At 71.5% G+C, this 20,750-nt stretch carries 16 protein-coding genes and 1 pseudogene; 8 read left to right on the top strand and 9 right to left on the bottom strand.

Annotated elements, in window-relative coordinates; all coding sequences use genetic code 11:
• The first annotated feature begins 45 nt into the window (after positions 1-45).
• From NE236_RS21590 to NE236_RS21570, 5 genes are all read left to right on the top strand, one after another.
• Positions 46-993 (top strand): GlxA family transcriptional regulator, encoded by a 948-nt coding sequence (locus NE236_RS21590; protein ID WP_252843862.1) that lies wholly within the window; start codon positions 46-48, stop codon positions 991-993.
• Positions 994-1,568: 575 nt separating this feature from the next.
• Entirely contained in the window at positions 1,569-1,784 is a 216-nt protein-coding gene (locus tag NE236_RS21585; RefSeq protein ID WP_252843861.1) for a DUF4190 domain-containing protein, read from the top strand.
• A gap of 56 nt (positions 1,785-1,840) precedes the next feature.
• Positions 1,841-2,428 (top strand): TetR/AcrR family transcriptional regulator, encoded by a 588-nt coding sequence (locus NE236_RS21580; RefSeq protein WP_252843860.1) that lies wholly within the window; start codon positions 1,841-1,843, stop codon positions 2,426-2,428.
• An 85-nt stretch (positions 2,429-2,513) separates the two neighbouring features.
• The gene (gene hutI / locus NE236_RS21575) at positions 2,514-3,686 is read left to right on the top strand and encodes an imidazolonepropionase (RefSeq protein ID WP_372494405.1); all 1,173 of its coding nucleotides are present in this window, start codon (positions 2,514-2,516) and stop codon (positions 3,684-3,686) included.
• Between the two features lie 326 nt (positions 3,687-4,012).
• Positions 4,013-4,600, top strand: a complete 588-nt coding sequence (locus NE236_RS21570; RefSeq protein ID WP_308209136.1) for a LuxR C-terminal-related transcriptional regulator — start codon at positions 4,013-4,015, stop codon at positions 4,598-4,600.
• A gap of 240 nt (positions 4,601-4,840) precedes the next feature.
• On the opposite strand, the pseudogene NE236_RS21565 reads toward NE236_RS21570, so the two are convergent.
• The 7 genes and pseudogenes from NE236_RS21565 to NE236_RS21535 form a co-directional block, all read right to left on the bottom strand.
• A pseudogene (locus NE236_RS21565) lies at positions 4,841-5,662 on the bottom strand (ATP-binding cassette domain-containing protein); the annotation flags it as partial.
• Positions 5,663-6,318: 656 nt separating this feature from the next.
• Complete coding sequence (locus NE236_RS21560; RefSeq protein ID WP_252843858.1) at positions 6,319-7,956, bottom strand: ATP-binding cassette domain-containing protein; 1,638 nt, start codon at positions 7,954-7,956, stop codon at positions 6,319-6,321.
• A gap of 55 nt (positions 7,957-8,011) precedes the next feature.
• Positions 8,012-8,125: a SapB/AmfS family lanthipeptide gene (locus NE236_RS21555; protein WP_252806780.1), complete on the bottom strand. Its 114-nt coding sequence runs from the start codon at positions 8,123-8,125 to the stop codon at positions 8,012-8,014.
• A gap of 6 nt (positions 8,126-8,131) precedes the next feature.
• Entirely contained in the window at positions 8,132-10,693 is a 2,562-nt protein-coding gene (lanKC, locus tag NE236_RS21550; protein WP_252843857.1) for a class III lanthionine synthetase LanKC, read from the bottom strand.
• Between the two features lie 314 nt (positions 10,694-11,007).
• Positions 11,008-11,499: a flavin reductase family protein gene (locus NE236_RS21545; RefSeq protein ID WP_252843856.1), complete on the bottom strand. Its 492-nt coding sequence runs from the start codon at positions 11,497-11,499 to the stop codon at positions 11,008-11,010.
• 43 nt (positions 11,500-11,542) lie between these two features.
• Positions 11,543-13,252, bottom strand: a complete 1,710-nt coding sequence (sppA, locus tag NE236_RS21540) for a signal peptide peptidase SppA (protein ID WP_252843855.1) — start codon at positions 13,250-13,252, stop codon at positions 11,543-11,545.
• Between the two features lie 92 nt (positions 13,253-13,344).
• Positions 13,345-15,330: a glycosyl hydrolase family 18 protein gene (locus NE236_RS21535; protein WP_252843854.1), complete on the bottom strand. Its 1,986-nt coding sequence runs from the start codon at positions 15,328-15,330 to the stop codon at positions 13,345-13,347.
• A gap of 188 nt (positions 15,331-15,518) precedes the next feature.
• Between NE236_RS21535 and NE236_RS21530 the strand changes: the two genes are divergently transcribed.
• Together NE236_RS21530 and NE236_RS21525 are read left to right on the top strand one after the other, a co-directional pair.
• Positions 15,519-16,352 (top strand): NUDIX domain-containing protein, encoded by an 834-nt coding sequence (locus tag NE236_RS21530; protein WP_252843853.1) that lies wholly within the window; start codon positions 15,519-15,521, stop codon positions 16,350-16,352.
• A gap of 305 nt (positions 16,353-16,657) precedes the next feature.
• Positions 16,658-17,074, top strand: a complete 417-nt coding sequence (locus NE236_RS21525; protein WP_252843852.1) for a PIN domain-containing protein — start codon at positions 16,658-16,660, stop codon at positions 17,072-17,074.
• A gap of 123 nt (positions 17,075-17,197) precedes the next feature.
• Here the strand turns inward: NE236_RS21525 and NE236_RS21520 are convergent, their stop codons facing one another.
• Positions 17,198-17,920: an SDR family oxidoreductase gene (locus tag NE236_RS21520; RefSeq protein WP_252843851.1), complete on the bottom strand. Its 723-nt coding sequence runs from the start codon at positions 17,918-17,920 to the stop codon at positions 17,198-17,200.
• Positions 17,921-18,259: 339 nt separating this feature from the next.
• Here NE236_RS21520 and NE236_RS21510 point away from each other — a divergent pair, with 339 nt between their 5' ends.
• A complete protein-coding gene (locus NE236_RS21510) occupies positions 18,260-18,730 on the top strand; it encodes a zinc ribbon domain-containing protein (protein ID WP_308209135.1) in 471 nt (156 codons plus the stop codon).
• A 57-nt stretch (positions 18,731-18,787) separates the two neighbouring features.
• Here NE236_RS21510 and NE236_RS21505 read toward each other — a convergent pair whose 3' ends face one another.
• The gene (locus tag NE236_RS21505; RefSeq protein WP_252843850.1) at positions 18,788-20,716 is read right to left on the bottom strand and encodes a Xaa-Pro dipeptidyl-peptidase; all 1,929 of its coding nucleotides are present in this window, start codon (positions 20,714-20,716) and stop codon (positions 18,788-18,790) included.
• Positions 20,717-20,750 lie beyond the last annotated feature (34 nt).

The following is a 20,750-nucleotide window of genomic DNA, read 5'->3' as shown; positions in this document are numbered from 1 at the left end:
ATGGCGCCTCCCTGCGACATTGGTGTCGGACGTAATATTGCGGCCATGAGCATGCACCGGGTCATGGTCCTGGCGGTCGACGGCGTGCTGCCCATGGATCTGGGGATCCCGACGCAGATCTTCAACGCCCGTCCGAACACCCCCTACGAGCTCACCGTGTGCGGCGACACCGACGAGACCGTGACCACGAGCGCCGGTTTCACCCTCGGGCTGACCGCGGGTCTCGAGGCGCTCGCCGATGCGGACACGATCATCGTCCCGGGCTTCGAGGATTTCCGGCGCCCTCCGCACCCACGAGTGAGGGCCGCTCTCAAGCTCGCCGGCCGCGCCGGGATACGCATCGCTTCCATCTGCACCGGCGCCTTCGCCGTCGCCTCGGCCGGACTGCTCGACGGCCGCACCGTCACCACCCATTGGGCCAGCGCGGATGACCTCGAAGAGCTCTACCCCCGGCTGCGCGTCGACCGCAACGTCCTCTACATCGACAACGACACCATCCTGACCTCCGCGGGCGTCACGGCCGGCATCGACCTGTGTCTGCACCTGGTCCGCAAAGACCTCGGCGCAGCCGTCGCGAACGACATCGCCCGGGAGCTCGTCGCCGCCCCGCACCGCGACGGCGGACAGGCCCAATACATCAACAGGAGCCTCCCCACCCCCCAGGCCACCACGCTCACCGACACCCGTGAGTGGGCCCTGCGCAGCTTTGAAGAAGACCTCAGCATCCCAAAGCTCGCCGACCATGCCGGCGTCTCCCCACGCACCCTGACCCGCCTATGGCGCGAGGAAACCGGCGTCAGCCCCCACCAATGGCTCCTGACCGCCCGCATCAACCGCGCGCGAGAACTCCTGGAGACCACCGACCTCCAGGTGGAACAGATCGCCATCCGGTGCGGCCTCGGCAGCGGCGCCAACATGCGCGCCCGATTCCGTGACGCCCTCGGCATCACGCCCACGGCCTATCGCCGCACCTTCCAGCACCAGGCCGCCTGACGGCGAAGGCCAGACTGCGCGGTCACAGAGTCCGTCGACCCAGGCGCGCGTCCGGTGCCGTGCGGCGGATGATGGCGACGTCGCGTCTACACGCCGATCCAGGTTCGCGTCGAGCGCGTTTACAAGGGCACGGCCGTGAAGGCGGGCGACGTCGTCACGATCCGCGCCATCGGAGGCGCCACGCAGACCAATAAGACGGTGAGCGAGGGATGGTCGCCCGCTTACGTTGCTGCTGCGCCACTCGAGCCGCCGGAGTGGGGCGGCGCGGCGTCATCGGTCGCCTGGGACAGCAGGCCACTTGGGCCCAGATTGCCATACGGTACGGTATGGCGGTCCATTCGTGCGGTACATGATTGGCTCATTCGCCAACACTGAGAGTAAAGGTTCGAAAGAACGCGCCTTCTCCTTAATTAGAGAGCTGACTCCTTATGGCATACCCGCCCAATTTCGACTCGTCCGGCGCCGGTCACCCGAATGAGAATCCGAACTGGGGTTCGCAGGGCCGGCCGCCCATGCCCACGTCCGGTGAGCAACCGTACGGACCGCCGCCCTCACGCCGTCCGACGGGCGACAAGATGAGTGGGCTGGCCGTTGCCGGCTTCATCTTCGGCCTGACCGGGTGCCTCTCCCTTTTCGGGGTGATCCTCGGCATCTCCGCGCTTCGCCAGATCAAACGGGACGGCGACCGCGGTCGTGGATTCGCGATCAGTGGAATTGTTCTGGGGGGTATTTGCAACGGGGGTGCGGCGATCCTCATCATCGTTTCCTTCGCCTCTGGTTCCGGTTCCTGACAGACGCCGGAGTGCTGGACCGGCCGCGAGGGTGGTCGCGGCGGTAGTGTGCGGCCGTGGCTAAGGAGCAGGGCAAGAGCGGCGGCCGGCGGCTGACGGCGCAGGATTGGGTGGACGCGGCGCTGACCGCCCTGGGTGAGGGCGGCCTGGCCGCGGTGGCCGTCGAGCCGCTCGCGAAGCGGCTCAAGGCCACCAAGGGCAGTTTCTACTGGCATTTCCCCAACAGGGAAGCGTTGATCGACGCCGTGCTGAAGCGCTGGGAGGACCTCAACACCGAGGGTGTCATCAAGGCGGTGGACGACGAGCCCGACCCGGAACGCCGACTGCGGAATCTGTTCAAGACGGTCCCCGCGGCGACCGACGGGGACCCGGTCGAAGTCATGCTGCTGGGCCATGTAAGGCATCCGCAGGTCGCTGCCGCACTGCGGCGGGTCACCGAGCGCCGTATCGATTACGTGACGCAGATCCTCGTCGACTTCGGTTTCCCGCCCGACGAGGCGCGCCGCCGTGGCGTCCTGATCTACACCAGCCACTTGGGCCAGACCCATCTGATGTACGCCGCTCCTGACGTGCTCCCCGCCGACAGGGCCGACCGCAAGCGTTATCTCGACACGCTGCTGCACATCCTGCTGCACCGCGAGTGAATCGTGGAGCTCGGACCATCTCGGATGTCAGACGGTGTCGCGCTCCATGCGCGGTCGGCGATCGGCTTCGGGTGCGATGCTGGCGATGCACGGACCGAGGGAGCCGGAGGCGTGTGTGAGCATCGTGATCACGAATATCGGGGAGCTGGCCGGTGCGGACGAGGAGCGCTGGCTGATGCGCGACGCCGCGCTGGTCATCGACGGCGAGCGGATCGCGTGGGCGGGACCTGCCGCTGAAGCGCCGGCCGCCGATGAGATGCACGACGCGGGCGGGCGGGCGGTGCTGCCCGGGTTCGTCGACTCGCACGCGCACCTGGTGTTCGCGGGGGAGCGCGCGGAGGAGTTCGCCGCGCGGATGAGCGGGCGGCCGTACGCCGCCGGGGGCATCCGCACGACGGTCGCGAAGACCCGCGCGGCCTCCGACGACGAGCTGCGCGGCAACGTTCGGCGGCTGGTGACGGAGATGGCCCGGCAGGGCACGACGACCGTGGAGTGCAAGTCCGGGTACGGCCTGACCGTCGCCGACGAGGAGCGCGCGGTGCGGATCGCGGCCGAGCTCGTCGACGAGGTCACCTACCTCGGCGCGCACGTCGTTCCGGCGGGGACGGACGCCGGCGAGTACGTCCGGCTCGTCACGGGCGAGATGCTGGAGGCGTGCGCCCCGTACGCGCGGTGGATCGACGTGTTCTGTGAGCGGGGGGCGTTCGACGCCGACCAGACCCGGGAGATCCTGGCCGCGGGCCGGGCCGCCGGGCTGACCCCGCGCCTGCACGCCAACCAGCTCGGTCACGGCCCCGGTGTCCAGATCGCGGTGGAGTACGACGCCGCGTCCGCCGACCACTGCACGTACCTGTCGGACGCCGACGTCGCCGCGCTGGCGGACTCCGACACGGTGGCGACCCTGCTGCCCGGCGTGGAGTTCTCCACGCGCCAGCCCTATCCCGACGCCCGCCGGCTCATCGACGCCGGGGTGAGCGTCGCGCTCGCCACCGACTGCAATCCGGGCTCCTGCTACACCTCCAGCATGGCGTTCTGCGTCGCCGTGGCGGTGCGGGAGATGCGCATGACGCCGGAGGAGGCCGTACGGGCGGCCACCGAGGGCGGCGCGCGGGCGCTGCGCCGGACCGACGTGGGCCATCTGCGGCCCGGCGCGCGGGCCGATGTGCTCCTGCTCGACGCTCCGTCGCACATCCATCTGGCGTACCGGCCCGGTGTGCCGCAGGTGGCGAGGGTATGGAGATCCGGACTCCCCGTATGACAGTCGAGAAATGATACCGGTCAATATTTTTATTAATTGATCTTGCCGGGCAAGTATTCACTGACGCTCCCGGCCCGAGGCGGCCACGATCCGGGATTGACTGTTAACCGTTCGTCATCCACTCTGGAAGGGATCGCCCCCAGCCCCTCGGGAGCCCTCTGATGTACACGCACGGCCGCTTGCTGCCTGACGTCCGTCTCTCATGCGTGGTCGCCGACGACACGATCGCCTGATCCGGCGTGGAAGAGATTTCACGAGTGCGCGGAGAAATGCTGCTCGACGAAATCGAAAAATGCCGAGAGGCGGAGATGATACGCGTTCTCATCGTGGAGAATACGAACCTCGTCCGCGGCGGGCTCGTCGCCCTGCTCGACGCTCAACCCGAGATGTCGGTCGCCGCCGTCTTAGAATCAGCCGACAAGGCGGTGCCCACCGCCCTCGAAATCGACCCGGACGTCGCCCTGATCGGCGCCGGCCTGGTGGGCGGGGACGGCTTCGAGGTCGCGCGCGCGCTGCACGACGAGCTGCCCTCGTGCGGCATCGTCATCATGGCGGACCGCCGCCGACCGGGCGACCTGCGCCGCGCGGTGGCCGCCGGGGTGACGGGCTACCTCATGATCGACACGCCGCCCAAGGACCTCGCCGACGCGGTGCGGCGGGTGGCCCAGGGCGAGCGCGTCATCGACGCGGAGCTGGCCTTCGCCGCCCTGGAGACGGTCGAGAGCCCCCTGACCGACCGCGAGCTGGACGTCCTGCGGCTGGCCGCGCAGGGGGCGTCATCCGCCGAGATCGCGAACCATCTGTTCCTCTCGGTCCGTACCGTCCGGAACCACGTGTCGCGGATCATCCGCAAGATCGGGGCCCGCAACCGCGTCGACGCCATCCGCATCGCCGACGACGCGGGGTGGCTCTGAGCGGCCTGGCGCCGCGTCCGCCGCCCAGTGCCCGTGCAGGTCCCGGTACGGCCCACAGCGGGTCAGCAGTTCGTCGTGGCGGCCGAGCCAGGCGCGTGTGCCGTCGAGCACGAGCACGCGCCGGGCACGCCGGGCGGAGGTCATCCGGTGCGCGATGACGATGACGGCGCCCGGCCGCGCGGCGAAGGCCCGTTCGGCGCGCTCCTCGGCCGCGGCGTCGAGGTGGCAGGTCGCCTCGTCCAGCACGACGAGCCGCGCCGGGGACAGGTAGGCACGGGTCAGCGCGACGAGCTGGCGTTCCCCGGCCGACAGCGCGGCGGGGTCGAATTCGGCGCCGTACCCGCCGAGGCGTTCGACGAGGGCCGTCAGGCCGACGGCCGCCGCCGCGGCGTCGAGCACGGGGTCGCCGGTGCCCGGTTCGCCGTTCCCCGCGTCCGGGCGCAGGTAGCACAGGTTCTCCCGCAGCGTGCCGCCGAAGACGTACGCCTCCTGCGGGATCAGCGCGCGGGCGTCCGGGGTGACCTCCGAGGCGGGCGTGCCGCCCAGGCGTACGATGCCGCGCGCCGGCGTGAGCAGCCCGGCGATGAGCAGGGCCAGAGTCGACTTGCCGATGCCGCTCGGGCCGACGACCGCCAGGTGGTCGCCGTCGGGCACCGTCAGGGACAGGTCGTCGATCACCGGCGCGGCCTCCGGCCCGTACGCGAACGTCACGCCGGACAGCCGCAACTCGCCGCCGGGCCCGGTGGGACGCGGCACGGCCGGGACGTCACCGGCCTCGATCAGGCGGTCGAGTGTCACCGCCAGGCGCAGCCCGCTGCCGCCCAGGCCACGGATGGCGGCGTGCAGCGCCGGGGTCAGCCCCTGCAGGACGTAGGTGAGCGCGCCGAGCACCGCGCCGGGGGTCGCGCCGTGGCGCAGCAGCCACGGCGAGGCCGCGACGATGGCCAGCAGCGGCAGCCGGCCGCCGACGGCCAGCGCGATCGTCCGGGCGGCGGCCAGGCGCGCCACGGACCGGGCGGCGGCGGCCTGAGCATCGATCAGCCGCCCGATCTCGGCCGCCATGACGTCCTCGGCGCCGCAGGCGACGATGTCCCGTAGCCCGGCGGCCAGCGCGGTCGCCGACCCGGCGATCCGCTCCTCGGCGAGGATCAGCTCGCGCTGGCGGGTCATCGCCCGGGACACCATGCAGAGGAACAGGCCGAGCCCGGCCGCGACCGGCGGCACCACGAGGAGGAGCGTCACCGGCATCAGGGCCGTCAGCCCGATCAGCGCGCTCGCCAGCGTGAACACGAAGCCGCGGACCACCACCAGCAGCCCCGCGAACGTGTCGCGGACGATCTCCACATGCTGGGTGAGCCGGGCGACGGCGGCGTCGCCCTGACGCCCCGTACGGACGGCCTCGTGGACGGCGCCGCGAACGACGTGCCGGACCAGCCCGTCCCGCAGCGGCTCGACGATCCCGGCCAGCGGCCGGTATGCCCCCGCGCTGCCGACGGCACCGGCCGCCGCGGCGACGGCGAGCGCGGCCAGCCAGGCCAGCCCCGCCCCCATGCGGTGGGCCAGGAACGCGTCGGTGGCGCCCGCGACGGACCGGCCGAAGACGAGGACGGGCGCCGCCTCGACCGCCGACCACGCCGCGAGCAGCGCCGTCTCGCGGGGATGGCGGCGTACGGCGGCGACCAGCACCCGCATGCCGCCGACACGTCCCCGCCCCGCCATCAGCGGAACACCTCCCGGTACTCCGGGTCGGCCCACAGCTCGTGGTGCGGGGCGCAGGCGCGGATCCGGCCGCCGTCGAGCCAGGCCACCAGGTCGGCACGGGCCGCCGTCGCCGCCCGGTGCGCGATGATCAGGCGGGTGCGCGGGTCGCGCGTGAGGACGTCGGCGATCTCGACCTCGGTCACGGTGTCGAGGCTCGACGTGGCGTCGTCGAGGATCAGTATCCGTCCAGGGTGGGCGAACGCCCGGGCCAGGCCGAGCCGCTGCAGTTCGCCGCCGGAGAGGGGGGCGGCATCGGGAGGGGTCCGGTAGCCGTCGGGCAGGCGGCGGATGAAGCCGTCCGCCCGGGCGGCACGCGCCGCCGCGGCGGCGTCCCCGCCGATCGCCTCGGCGATCGTCGCCCCGAAGAGGACGGGCCGCGCGAACGCGTATCCGACCGCGTTCCGTAGTGCCGCGCGGCTCAGGTCGCGCAGCGGGACGCCGTCGAGGAGGATCTCGCCCGCGTCCGGTTCGGTGAGGCGGCCGGCCAGCGCGGCCAGCAGCGACTTGCCCGACCCCGATCGGCCGACGACGGCGACGGCCCGGCCGCCGGGGACGGCCAGGTCCAGTCGGTTCAGCACCGGGGCGGCCGACACCCCGCGGAACTCCAGGCGGCCGGCGCCTGTCGGCAGTGGAGCGGAGCCATGGGCCGGCGGCCTCCGTTCGAGCACCGGGAACAGGCGGGCCGCTCCGGCGCGGGCGCGGGCCAGCCGGCCGAGCTGGGTGATCACGGGCCCGATGTCGGCGCCCAGCCCGGCGTACTGGGTGGCGGCGAGCAGGCCGCCCGCGCTCAGCCGCCCGGCGGCCAGCTCGTACCCGGCGACGGCGAGGACCGCGAGTTGCAGCAGGGGAACGGCGAGTGTGCCCCGCCCGGCGGTCGCCGCCTGTATCCGCCACGTCATGTGGCCGTGTTCGGCGAGCTCGGGAAGGGGCGCGAGGATCCGGGCGGTCTCGCGGTCGGCCGTTCCGGCGGCCGCGACCGTCCGGTTGCCGGCCAGGGCCTCCACGAGCCGGGCGGCGATGGTGCCCTGGACGGTCAGATAGCGGCCGACGACGGCGGAGGTGTTCCGGACGAACGCGTTCAGCACCGCGATGATCGCCGGCAGGCCCAGCGCGAACGTCAGCGCGAGCCAGGGGTCGAGCAGGAGGAGGGCGATCACCCCGCCGACGGGGGGCAGGACGGCGGTGACCGCGAGGATGAGGGCGGACGGGGCGAGGCCCGTGTCCGCGGTCGCCGTGACGGCGCGGCTGGTCACGTCGCCCGCCGCGAGACCGGGCGACGACGGCCCGGTGGCCGGGCCGAGGGCCAGCAGGCGGCGTACGAAGCGGTGCCGCATCCGTGCGGTGGCGGCGGCCGCGCTGGTCCCGATCGCGAGTTCGGTCAGGACGTCCCCGGTCATGGCGGCGGCCACCAGGGCGGCATAGCCGAGCGGCCAGGCGGACGTCCCGCCATCGTGCAGGACACCGTCCACGGCGCGGCCGAGGACGGCCGGCAGGAGCGTCTCGGCCCCCGCCCGCAGCAAAGAGGTGACGGCGAGCAGGCTCGCCCAGACGCCGCCGTCGCGGACCGCCCGAATCACGAGCCTGCTCGCCGTCATCGGTCTCCCTGCCTTCATGACCCGGGCCATGGATCCCGGAACCATGAGTCGATCATCAGAGGCAGATGGTGATGCTGTGCGAGCTGTGGCACAGCAGGCTCAGGCTGCTGTTGGTCTCGCCGCCACCACCCGGGGTGGACTCCATGCCCTGCATGTCGAGAAGCGTCATCGTGTTTCACCTCCTCGCCGTGGTCGTGTCTCCGACGCCCGCGAGGGTTCTCGCGGGGTGCTCTGGTGCCGCCAGGAACGGCAGGTGGACCGGCCGGTCGTGCAGTGCCGCGCCGAGCGCGAGCAGGACGCCGGCGGTCCCGGTGCCCAGGTCCATCGAGAGCCGGAGCAGGTGCTCTCCGGGGAAGGCCAGGCCGCCCTCGCATGAGACGGCGTGCCAGGCCAGGTCGCGGATGTGCGCCGCCGCCCGCGGATCGCCCTGCCGGGCGAGGTGCAGCAGCATCCCCGCGCGCCCGCTGAACAGCCCGGACTGGGCGTAGTAGACCGACAGGGCGGCGCGCCGGATCGCCTCACGGGCGTCGCTGAACCGCTCGTCCTCACGATGGGCGAGGTAGTCGTCGATGACGAGGCCGATTCCGACGCTTCCCCGGCCGAGGTACGGCAGGATGCGCGAGCGCTCGTCGACGTGGAGGGCGCCGTTCTTGTCGGTGACGCACCGGTCGAGGTCCAGCCGGATGGCCGTGGCGGCCAGGTCGAGGAGGTTCGAGTCGCCGGTGCCCTCGTAGAGGCGGATGAACATCAGGGCCGGGCCGGACATGCCCCGCAGCAGACCGGGCCGGGCGTGGGCGCCCGTCGCGGCCACGACCTGGTCGGCGACGAGCTGTGCCGCCCGCGCCCCCGCGTCCCGCAGGGCCGGGGCCGCCAGCGGGCCGGCGAGGTGCTCGAGGGCCAGTGCCACCCCGGGCAGCCCGCCGTACAGGTCGATGCCGAGACGCTCCCACCGTTCACTGAGGCAGATGTCGACGACGGTGGCCGCCGCGTCCAGGTGACCGAGATGGGCCAGCGTGAAGGCCGCGCCGTACAGGCCGTCGTAGAGGCCGAGGCCGGTGCCGGGCTCCGGGTTCTCGGCGTGCTCGATCAGCCAGTCCTGGTGGTCGACCGGGCAGCCGGTGACGTCCAGGGCGTACAGGACGCCCGCCGCGCCGTACGCCAGGCCGAGCGCGCCGTCGCCGAACTGCTGGATGTCGCCGGGGAAGAGCCGGTCGTCGCGATCGGGCGTGGCGCTGGCGAGGATCGCCGTGCTCAGCGCCGAGCGCGCGTCCTCCCAGCCGGCCGGGTCGGCCGTGATCCGCGGGCTGGGGCCGACGAGCCGGGTTCCTGTGGCCGCGTCGCGGGAGATCTCCGCGACGGCCGACTCGAGGAATCCCTCGGGCAGCGGGAACCGTTCGGCGATCACCTGGGCCAGGTGGGCGGCCTTCGTACGGTCGAGCTGGAACAACGTGGTCAGCGGCGCGAACAGCGCCAGTTTGAGGCACGCGAGGCAGTACCGGTCGACGGCGGTGCCCCGGCGGTCGGGTGGGGCGAGGAAGCCGGGGTTGGCGAGGATCTGCCGGCCCTCGTCGGCAGCCGGGGCGGCCGTCTCGAAGTCGATCAGTGCGGCCGTGTCGTCCGGGCGCACCATGATGTTGAACATGTGCAGGTCGTTGAAGACGACCCCGCGTGCGTGGACGGCCTCGACGACGCGTTCGGTGGTCTCGTAGACCTTGAGCGCCCACGCGGTGTACTCGGCGATCCGTTCCGCATCGGGCTCGGGATCGAGCAGCGGGTGCCGTTCGGCGAAGAACGTGTTGAGCGGGCGCCCCTCCACGAACTCCTGGACGAGGAAGTGGTGGTCGCCGAGGGTGAAGTAGTCGCGTACCGCGGGCACACCGTCGATCCCGGACAGTCGCTGCAGCATGTCGCGCTCGCGGCGGAGCCGGGTGACGGCGTCGGCGCCGTCGGCGGCCAGTCCGGCGTGCGGCCGGCCCTCCTTCAGCACGACGCGCTCGCCCGTACGGGTGTCCTCGGCGGCGTAGACGCCCCCGCCGTTGGAGAAGTGCAGGGCCTCAGTGATCCGGTACGGCAGGTCGGCCATGGTCACGGCGTTGCGCGCGTCCAGGTGCGGCCGCAGGCAGGCGGGGACGGTCACCCAGTCGGGCACCCGGAACACCGGATCGCGGCGGTCGGGCACGAGCCGGCCGTCGGCGTCCTCGATGGCCGAGACGAGCCGCCCGTCCTCGTCCATGCAGTGGCGCTCGGTGAAGCCGCCGTAGCGTACGTACAGCGGGCCGTCACCGATCCGGAGGTCGGTGAGAATGTACGGCCCGGCCTCGCCCGCCAGGATCTCGCCGAGAGAATGGAGAATCCGTTCGAGTTCGGCCTCATCGCGCGGATAGATGGTGACGAGTTTCCCGCTTCCACCGCGCGCCGCGTATTTCGCGTTCCGCATCAGCAGGACGTCAGGACTGCGCAGATGCTTGAAGGAAACGCCCTGGGGAACGCAGTGATCCCGCACTCGGATCAGCACGTCCTCGGCGTTGTCGTGACACGCCGAAACGTGGATCTTCCAGCCCTGCTGGGGAATCTTCTGTGCCGGCGGGACGTAGACGAGCCATTCGTTTCGGCGGATCCGCTGCCATCCCTCGGGAAGAGGCTCATCGGCGATGGCGAAAGCCGGGCGCTCCCGTCCGTCCAGGACGTCATAGAAGAGCCTGTCTTTCCGGCAATACGACTCGTACTGCTTTTCCACCGGTGCGTCCCTTGCTCGGGAGTGGCCTGGTCGGGAGATTTCCCGGGTGTTACGAGAAGGAGAATGTCAGGGCACTCGATGGGCCGCCTAGGGACAAGTGTCACGAATAACTCGTGAACATGTCCTACGGTGACATGTGACAAGGAAAGGATGACAAGTCGCCGTAAACGGCATCTGCGCAGATAGGTGGCTTTTGGGAATGGATACCCGGCGGTACAGAAGGGCTGCGGCCGATGCCCGGGGCCGCCTGCCGTTGGTCCCGTTCGCGCCCTGGGAACGCGGACTGTCGCGCTGCTCGCCGTGATCCGTTCTTGTCAGCGGTATCGGCGGTTGACGCGGATCAGCGGCGGCCGCCCGGTGTCGACGTAGTCGACCGTGAGGACCTCGGCGATGAACAGCGCATGGTCACCCCCGGTGACGCGCTGCCGGGTCTCGCACTCCAGGGCGGCCGATCCGCCGTCGATCACGAGCGCACCGGATCGCGGGCCGCGGTGGTGGGCCTCCCCGGCGATCAGCAACCGGGCGCTCGGCCGGCCCGCCGCGGCGAACCGGCCAGCGATCGCCCGCTGGCCCGCGGACAACACGGTCACGGCCCAGCGGTCGCACCGGTGCAGGACCTCGCTGAGGTATGAGGCGGCGCCGACCCCGATCAGCACCATCGGCGGGTCGAGGGAGACGGACGAGAAGGCGGTCAGCGTCGTGCCGATGTCGTCGCGCCCGTCGCGCACGGTGACGATCACCACGCCGGTCGCGAACGTCGCCAGTGCGTCGGTGACGTCGGCTCCCGGAACCTCCCCCTCGGTCACTGCGCGGCCGGCGCGGACGGCCGGGTCCTCCGGCCGGCTCCCATCAGTGGATCTCCCAGGCGCCGGTGAGCATGAGCGGGCCGCCGGAGGGCAGGCCCAGACGCGTCGCGACCCCGGTGATCGGTCCCCAGGCGTCCACGCGCGCGCTCGCCGCCGTACGGTCGTCGCTGGACTCCGCCGGGCGCAGGCGGTCGAGCGGCGAGACACGGGGGTACGCGCGCACCGGCGCGTCCACGGGCAGCCCCGCCTTCTTCCTGGCCAGGTCGATCGCGTGCGCCAGCCCGCCGAGTTCGTCGACCAGGCCGCGCTCGTGGGCGTCCGCACCGGTCCACACGCGGCCACGGGCCAGTTCGTGCACGCGCTCGCGGGACAGCGCACGGCCCTCGGCGACCTTGCCGACGAAGTCGTCGTACACCCGGTCGAGGAACGTGTTGACCCGCGCCCATTCCTCGTCGGTGAAGTCACGTGTCGGCGCGTACATCCGGGCGTGCGCGCCGTGCTCGACGCTGCCGAGCCCGATCCCGAGCCGGCCGAGCAGGTCGCCGACGACCGGCTTGCCGAAGACGACCCCGATCGACCCGGTCAGCGTGCCCGGCTGGGCGACGATGGTGTCGGCGGGGGCCGCGACGAAGTAGCCGCCCGACGCGGCGACGTTGCCCATCGACACGATGACGGGCTTACCCGTCTTGCGGGCGAGGACGACCTCGCGCCAGATCGCGTCCGAGGCGACGTACGAACCACCGGGGCTGTCGATCCGGAAGACGATCGCCTTGACCTTCTCGTCCCCGGCCGCCGCCCGGAACGCCGCCGAGACCGTGTCCGAGCCGATCGACGCGCTCTGACCGGGCAGGACACTGCGGCCGCTGCGGCCCAGCCGGATCGGTCCGTGCCCCTGGATGAGGGCGACGACGTCCTGCTGCGGGCGCGGAATCCGCTTGGTCACCCCCTGGCCGCGGTTGTAGCGCGCGACGTAGCGCAGCCGGACCTCCCCGCCGGAGCCGCCGGCCGCCTCGCGCACCTCGGCGTAGACCTCGTCGCGGTAGGCCAGCCGGTCGACCAGCCCGGCCTCGAGGGCCTCGGCGCCCAGCAGCGGCGCCTGGTCGATCAGCTCGCGGACGCGCTCCTCCGGCAGACCGCGCCCGGCGGCCACGCCCGCGACCACCTGCTCGCCGACGGAGGAGACGATCCGGTCGGACATCTCCCGGTGCTCGGGGGTGTACGAGCGCTCCGTGAAGGTGTTCGCGGCCGTCTTGTACTCGTGCCGCTTGGCGAAGCGCGGGGTGATCCCGGCCTTCTCGAGCGCCTCGTTGAAGAAGGGCTCTTCGAGCGCGACGCCGGTCAGCGCCAGGTCCCCGGACGGCTGCAGGTAGATCCGCTCGAAGGCGGTCGCGAGGTAGTAGGGGACGGTGCCGCGGCCGACCTCGCCGAAGGACTCGGCCCAGGCCACGGTCAGCTTCCCCGCGTCGCGGAAGGCCTGGACGGCCGCCCGCAGCTCCTGGGCGACGGCGAGACCGAGCCGGTTGCCGCCGATCCGGACGAGGAGTGCCTTCACCCGCGGGTCCGAACGGCCCTTCCGCAGCCCCTCGAGCACGTCGCGCAAGTGCGCCCGGCGCATCGACAGCACCGCGGACACCGGGTCGGCGGGCGGCCCTTCGACGATCCCGTCGGTGAGGTCGAGTTCGAGGATCAACGGCGCGGTGCGCCGATCACGCGCGTCCTTCAGCAGGTCGACCACTGCTCCGGCATCCACCATGAGCCAACCCTATGCCGCTCACCGATGGACGTGCCGCATCGATCCCGTACGGCCGGGTGGGCCGGTGCCTCTGAGGCACCGGCCCACGGGAGTCAGCCCAATCCTCCGGACAGGGCGGTCATCAGGGTGCCGGTGTCGCCGGACATCTCCCAGATCATCGCGCCGAGCAGGTTCTTGGACTTGATGTAGTCGGTCTTCTTGCCGATCGACCAGGGGTCGTCGAAGGACCACCACTGGCCGTTCGCGCCCGTGTAGCAGTACGTCGCGACGGCCTGCTCGTCATGCTGGACGGTGCAGTTCGGGACGTTCGCCGCGATGTTCTTGTAGCCCCGGGTGCCCGCCTCCTCGGCGAAGTCGCCGGGCGCCGCGCCGTTCGCCGCCTGCCACTCGCCGTTCTTGCCGCCGTCGGCCACCTGCTGCCAGCCCCGGCCGTAGAACGGGATCCCAATGGTGATCTTGCGGGTGCTCACCCCGGCGTCGGTGTAGACCTTGACGGCCGAGTCGACGCTGAAGTGGGTGGAGTACGGATCATCGGTGTCGACGTACAGGTTCGCCTGGTGGCCGGTGCGGTTCGGCTCCCAGGAGTTGTCGCTGCCCGCGCCGTGGAAGTCGTAGCCCTGCACGTTGGCGAAGTCGAGGGAGCTGAAGATCTTGGATAGATCCCAGCCGGCGTTCACCTTGACCGGGTCGGCCGGCGTGAAGGCGGTCAGCAGGTGCCCGCCGCCGAGCGCGTCCAACTGGCTGCGGAACTCCGCGAGCAGCGCGGTGAGGTTCGCCTTGTCGCTCGCGTCGTAGTGGTTGCCGGGATGCCCGTCCGGGCTGCCCGGCCACTCCCAGTCGACGTCGATGCCGTCGAACACGCCCGCGCCGGTCCCCGTACCGCCGGTCCCGTCGGACGACACCGGCAGGTTGCCCTTCATGAACATGTCGATGCAGGAGCTGACGAGCTTCTTGCGCCCTGCGTCCGTCTTGGCGGCGTCGGAGAAGAACTTGGAGTACGTCCATCCGCCGATCGACACGAGCACCTTGAGGTTCGGGTACTTCGCCTTGAGCTTCTTGATCTGGTTGAAGTTGCCCTTGAGCTTCTGGTCCCACGTGTCGCCGACGCCGTCGACGCTGTTGGCCGCCGACACCGAGGCCCCGTAGTCGGCGTACGCGTCACCGGCCCCGGTGCCCTGGTCGGGGTCCGCCGGGTTGGTTGACGTGCTCTTGGTGGTCTCGAGGCAGGTCAGGTTGGTCGGGTCGAGATTCTCGAACGCGTAGTTGAGCACGGTCAGCTTCCCGGCCGCGCCGGTCGTGTCGAGGTTCTTCATCCAGAAGTTGCGGCCGTAGATGCCCCACTGCGGGTAGTAGCCGACCTTCTGGTAGGTGCCGCCGCCACCGCCGCCGGGCTGCGTCGTGCCGGTCACGGTGGCGCTCTTGGCGGACTCGTTCCCCGCCGCGTCCCTCGCGGTGACGGCGTAGGTGTGGCTGCTGCTCCCGGCCAGCCCGCTGATCGTGGCGCCGGTCGTCGTTGTCGTGGCGACCACCGTGGACCCCTCGTACACCCGGTAGTCCGTGACGCCGACGTTGTCGGTGGACGCGGTCCAGGCGAGGCTGATCGAGCCGGACGTCGTGGCGCTGACGCGCAGGCCGGTCGGCGTCGTCGGCGGTGAGGTGTCGCTCCCGCCGCCTCCGCCGCCGGTGCAGGGCTGCCCGTTCAGCGTGCAGTTCAGCGGGGTCGCCGACTCGGGCGCCCCGAGCCAGCCGAAGCTCGCCGACGCGCCCGGTGCCAGTGTGCCGTTGTAGTCGCGGTTGGTGAACGTGTAGTGGGTGCCGCTCTGGGTCATCAGCGCGTCCCAGTACGAGCCGACGGAGCCACCGGCGGGCACGTCGAACTCGACCTTCCAGCCGTTGAGGGTCGTGGACCCGCCGTTGGTGATCGTGTACTTGCCCTGGTAGCCGGTGCCCCAGCCGGAGTCCTTGGTGAAGGTGGCGGTGGGGGTGGTGGCCGCGTGGGCGTACGGAGTGGAGTGGGGCAGGGCGAGAAGGGCCGTCGCCGCGAACGCGACGACGAGCCGGAGGATGGTCCGTCTCAAGTTCGGCTCCTCAGAGTGGCGGGGAGGAGCACGGCGCCGTACCGACTGAAAAGAAGGTTTCTTTTCAGTTGCCCGGAAGCTAACCCCCCGGGCGGGCCGCGTCAATGCCCGAAAAACCGATGGTCAGCCCGGTCGTAGGCGTGGTTTTCGGCCTGGCCCGTCCCCACCTGCCCGTTACTCTCACTGGTATGGGTGACGGGGACGGCTGGGCCGAGTGCGACGAGGGTCATCGCCACTGGGGAAGGCACGGCGCCGCCGGCCTGCTCCTGTACCACCGGGATCCCGAGCCGCACGTGCTCCTGCAGAAGCGCGCCCTCCTGTCCATCGGCGGCGGCACGTGGGGACTCCTCGGCGGCGCGCGGCACAGCCACGAGGACGCGGTCGCGGGCGCGCTGCGGGAGGCCGGGGAGGAGAGCACCCTGGACCCGTCCGTCGTCCGGGTGCACGGGATCATCGGCGAGCACCACGGCGGCTGGTCGTACGAGACGGTGATCGCGTCGGTCGCCGAGCGGCCCGCCGTCCGCCGGGCGTCGTTCGAGACCGCCGCCGTCGCCTGGGTGCACGTCGACGAGGTGCCGCGCAAGAAGCTCTTCCCGCCGTTCGCCGACGGCTGGTCCCGGCTCCGCGCCGCGCTCGTCCGGCCCGTGCTCGTCGTGGACGCCGCCGGTCTCGACGGGCCGGACGCCGACCGGCCGACCGACGGCACGGCCGACCTGGCCCGGCTGCGCGACCGGCTCACCGCCCTCGGTCCCGTCACGAATCTCCCCGGCGCGGCCGCCGACCTGTCCTACCCGGAGATCGTCATCGCCGCCGACGGCGCCGCCCCGGCCGTCGAGGGCGTGGACGGCGTGCGGGTCGTGACGGTGCCGAAAGACCCGGAGGAGTGGGCGCGGTTCGCCATCCCGGGCGCCCCGGACGAGCACCGCGTCATCGTCACCGGCGACCCGGCGCTGCGAGACCGCGCGAAGGCGGCGGGCGCGTCGGTCGCCGACCCCCGCTGGCTCCTCGATCTCCTCGCCTGAGCCTCGGCCGCCGGCCGCACGCGGCAGCGACGTGCGGAATGCTCGGCGATCGCGACCGCGAACCGGTACAACCGCCTCAGATCCTTTTCCGCTGTGGCGCTTCACCGAGCGTTTCGTCCAGACCGCTGACAACCGGTCGCGGCCGCCTGCGGCCGTGGCACGGGGCGTACGGGCGCTCCGGTCCGCCCTGGCGACGGCCGGAACGAGCCGAGATCGTCCGCCGCGGGCCGGTCCGGCTCGGCTCGGCGTGGCGTGGCCGCCGATTTCCGGTTCGCGGGGTCGCGATGGGGCATGGTGGCCATGTGATGGATCGGGACGAGGACCCCGCGGCCACTAGGCCGGTGCTCATCGTCGACGCGGCCAATGTCGTCGGCAGCCGGCCCGACGGCTGGTGGCGGGACCGGGCCGGGGCCGCCGCGCGGCTGCGCGACCGGCTCGCGGCCCTTCAGCGCGTCGAGGGCCTGCCGGGGGACGACGCCGGTGTGGCGCACCCGGAGATCATCCTGGTCGTCGAGGGCGCCGCCCGGGGTGTGGAGGGCGTGCCCGGCGTACGGGTCGTGGCCGCGCCGGGCAGCGGCGACGACACGATCGCCGTGCTCGCCGCGCCCGAGGCCGGCGAGCGCCGGACCGTCGTCACCGCCGACCGTGAACTGCGCCGCCGTGCCGAGTCGGCCGGCGCGTCCGTCGTCGGCCCCCGCTGGCTCCTGGACCGCCTCGGCTGAGACCGTCCCCTCCGAGGACGCGCGCGGACTGCTCGGCCATCGCGGTCGCGAAACGCCATTAACGCCGGAGAACGCCGCCCAGAGCGGCTGTTCACCGAACATTCCGCGCGGCTCCCTTGGTCCTCACCAGGGCAGCGCGCCGTTCTCGTCGAAGTAGCCGCCCGTGGGCCCGTCCTCGCCGACCATGGCCAGGTCGATGACGACCCTGGCGCCCTGCGCGGGCGTACGGTGGCCCTGGTGAGCGTTGAGGTCGGTGGCGCAGAAGCCGGGCGCGCACGCGTTGACCTTGATCGCGGTGTCCCGCAGCTCACGGGCGTACTGCACGGTGATCGCGTTCAGGGCCGACTTGGACGATCCGTAGGCGAGGTAGTACGGCAACGGCGAGTCGGGAGCCGCGTGCCCGGTGATCGACGCCAGGCCGCTGGAGAGATTGACGATCCGAGCCGCCGGCGAACGCTTCAGCAGCGGCAGCATCGCGTTCGTGACGGCCACCACGCCGAACACGTTGGTCTCGTAGACGGCCCGCATCGCCGGTACGCCCGTCTCACTGGGCGGCCTGCTCTCGGCGTGATCGGTGATGCCGGCGTTGTTGATCAGAATGTCGAGCCTGCCGAAGCGATCGCCGATCGATCGCGCGGCCTCGGCGATCGACGACTCCTCCGTGACGTCGAGCCGTACGTAATGGACCTCGCCGCCTTCGGCGCCCAAGGCGGCGACCGCCTGCTGCCCGCGCGTCCGATCGCGCGAGGACACCGCCACCCCGCAGCCGAGCCGGGCCAGTCCGCGGGCGATCTCCAGCCCGATGCCCTTGTTCGCCCCGGTGACCAGGGCCACTTTCGCTGTCATGGGAAGATCCAACGACTTAGAGCGCGCTCTAAGTCAAGCCCGCCGCTCCCGGATCATGCGAGCGACAGGGGGCTTGAGCCATGCCGGGCCGGGTGACCTGGCTCCCCACCACCCGGCGGGGACGTGAAAAAGGTAACGGGGAGGGGGCGGCAAGCCGCCACGGCCCGATCCGTCGAAAACGTCCTCGACTGAGGGCCAGCCGAACGTGAGCGGGCCTCGGGACGATCGTCCTGAGGCCCGCTTCATCTGCTTCGCGGGCATGGAGCCCCCGGTCTTCAGGCCGGGGAGGAAACGCCGCTCCCGCCTCAGATTGTCAGTGGTGGTGGTTAGCGTGCTGGCATGCGGTTCCGGCTTGCGCCCACGCCCGCTCAAGAGCAGGCGCTGCTGGAGCACTGCGCGCAAGCCCGATATGTGTGGAATCTCGCGGTTGAGCAGCATCAGCACTGGCGGCCGGGCCGGGCGTCCGCGCCGGGCACGAACGTGCGAGCCAAAGCCGGGCTCAACCGTTCTATCCATGCGGCCGGCTGGGGTCTGCTGGTGAACCGCCTGGAGCAGAAGGCGCCGGGCCGGGTGGAAAAGATCAATCCCGCGTACACATCTCAGATCTGTCATGCCTGTGGGCACTGCGCAGCGGAGAGCCGTGAGAGCCAAGCGGTCTTTCGCTGTCGCGCCTGCGGGCACACCGATCACGCTGATGTGAACGCGGCCAAGAACATCGCGGCAGGACGTGCCGTGACAGCGCGGGGAGCCCTCCAGCCACCAGGCGGGGCCGTGAACCGCGAACCTCAACCTGCTCTCACCTCCGGGTAGAGACCGGGTTGAAATCCCCCGCCTTCACTGAAGGCGGGGGATGACGTCAAGTGGTGATCAGTGGAACTGGTGGGGCTGCTCGGGCAGTACGACGTGGGTCGGGCCGCGCCACTTCTGTTCGGCGGAGAAGGCCGACTCCGACGGCGTGCCGCCGACGATCACCGGGAGGGTGATCCTGCTGCCGGCCAGGTCGACCGTCACGGCGGCGCCGGTGGCGTCGTCGTCCTGGGTGTCGGCGTCGGTGCCGATGAGGACGAGGGCGAGCCGGTGCCCGGCCTTGAAGCGGTAGTCCTGCGGCAGGGTGTCCCACCGGACCGCGTAGCTCGTCCCCGGCGTCAGCGGCGACGGGTGGCTGAGCGAGTGCCGGTTCTGCGCGTCGAGGTAGCCGCGGGTCACGACGTTGACGTCCGACGTCACGGTGTCCGTGACCACCTTCTTGTAGCAGGAGTCGTCGTCGGCCGTGCTCTCACCGTGGCAGTCCTCCGTGGCCAGCGTCTTCACGCCCGACCCGGCGCCGAGGTAGTTCACCCGCGTATCGGTGCCGTAGTCGACGAGCAGCGCGCCCAGGTTCGCCGTCGGCTTGTCGAGCTTGAGCTTCAGGCTCACCTCCGGCGTGCCGGACAGGCGTACTTCCCGCTTCAGCGGCGGGGTGGTGTACGCCAGCCGGTACGGCTTGGCCGTGGTCGGGTCGGACACGTCGTCGCTCTCGGCCTGCTTGCTGTCGGTGTACGTGCCGGCCCCGGCCCCGGCCTTCACGCCGAGCGTGCCGTCCGCCTGCGGGCGCAGACCGAGCTGCCGGGTGCGCGGCGCGGGCCAGTCCGCCTGGGTGGCCCACTGGTCGGGCCCGACCTCGACGTCGGCGCGGGGCTGCTTCATGACGTCGTTGGGGAGCTTCCACAGCCAGTGGTCGAACCACTGGTGGAGGGTGTCCACCCAGGCGTCGCGGCGGAAGTCGAACGGGTCGACGTGGCCGTACTGCGACAGCCACACCTTGCGCGGCACCCCGCGCTTGGCCAGCGCCGCCCACCAGGTGGAGAACTGGCTGGGCTTGACGTTGAGGTCGTTCAGCCCGTGGACGGCGAACACGCTGGCGTGCACGTTGCCCGCGTCGGCGATCGGCCCGACCCGGTAGTCGCGTTCGTGCCAGAACGCGTTGTAGTTGCCGGTGGCGTCGTCCTGACCCTGGGCCAGCTTCTGGCGGACGGCGGCGCACTTGGCCGGCGGGTCGGTGTCGACGAACTCGGCGAGGCCGTCCTCTTCGCCCTTGAACCAGATGACACCGTTCATCCGGCTGTAGTCGTACCAGGAGCTGATCGCGGAGATCGGCACGATGGTGTCCAGGCCCTTGACGCCGGTGGCCGCCACGGCGTTGGCGAGCGTGCCGTCGTACGACTTGCCGATCATGCCGGCGTGGCCGGTGGCCCAGGTGGCCTTCACCGGCTTGCCCTGGGCGTCGAACGCCTTCGCCCGGCCGCCCAGCCAGTCGATGACGGCCTTGCCGCCGAGCACGTCGGAGGCGCCCCCGGAGGTGGGGCAGCCGTCGGACTTCGTGGTGCCGTCCATGTCGACGTTCAGGACGGCGTAGCCGCGCGGCACGAAGTAGTTGTCGTAGAACAGCGGGAACTTCACCGGGTTCCCGCTGGCGTCGTACTTCTTGCGCTCGGACTCGTTGCCCCGGCCCGCGTTGTCGTAGTACGGGCTCTCGTCGATGATGGCGGGCACCCTGAGCCCGGCGTCGCTCTCCTTGGGCCGGATGATGTCGACTCGGATCAGGTCCTTCTTGCCGTCACCGTCGGCGTCGACGCTCGACTGCACCCGGACGAACTCCCGGATGGCGTTCTGGTACGAGAAGACGGGCTGGGTCTGCCCGCCCGACACCTTGATCGTCGGTTTCTTCGCCGCGTGGGCGGCGGGGGTCCCGGTCGCCGCGAGGGCGGCCGCGACTGCGATCGTGGCGAGGGTTCCTCGCCGTGCTGAGATCCGCACGCGCTACCTCCTGAGGTTGCGCGCGAAATCTCTC

The organism is Actinoallomurus purpureus (assembly GCF_024055795.1).
GTDB lineage: Bacteria > Actinomycetota > Actinomycetes > Streptosporangiales > Streptosporangiaceae > Actinoallomurus > Actinoallomurus purpureus.
This window is presented reverse-complemented; position numbering and strand designations above follow the sequence as displayed.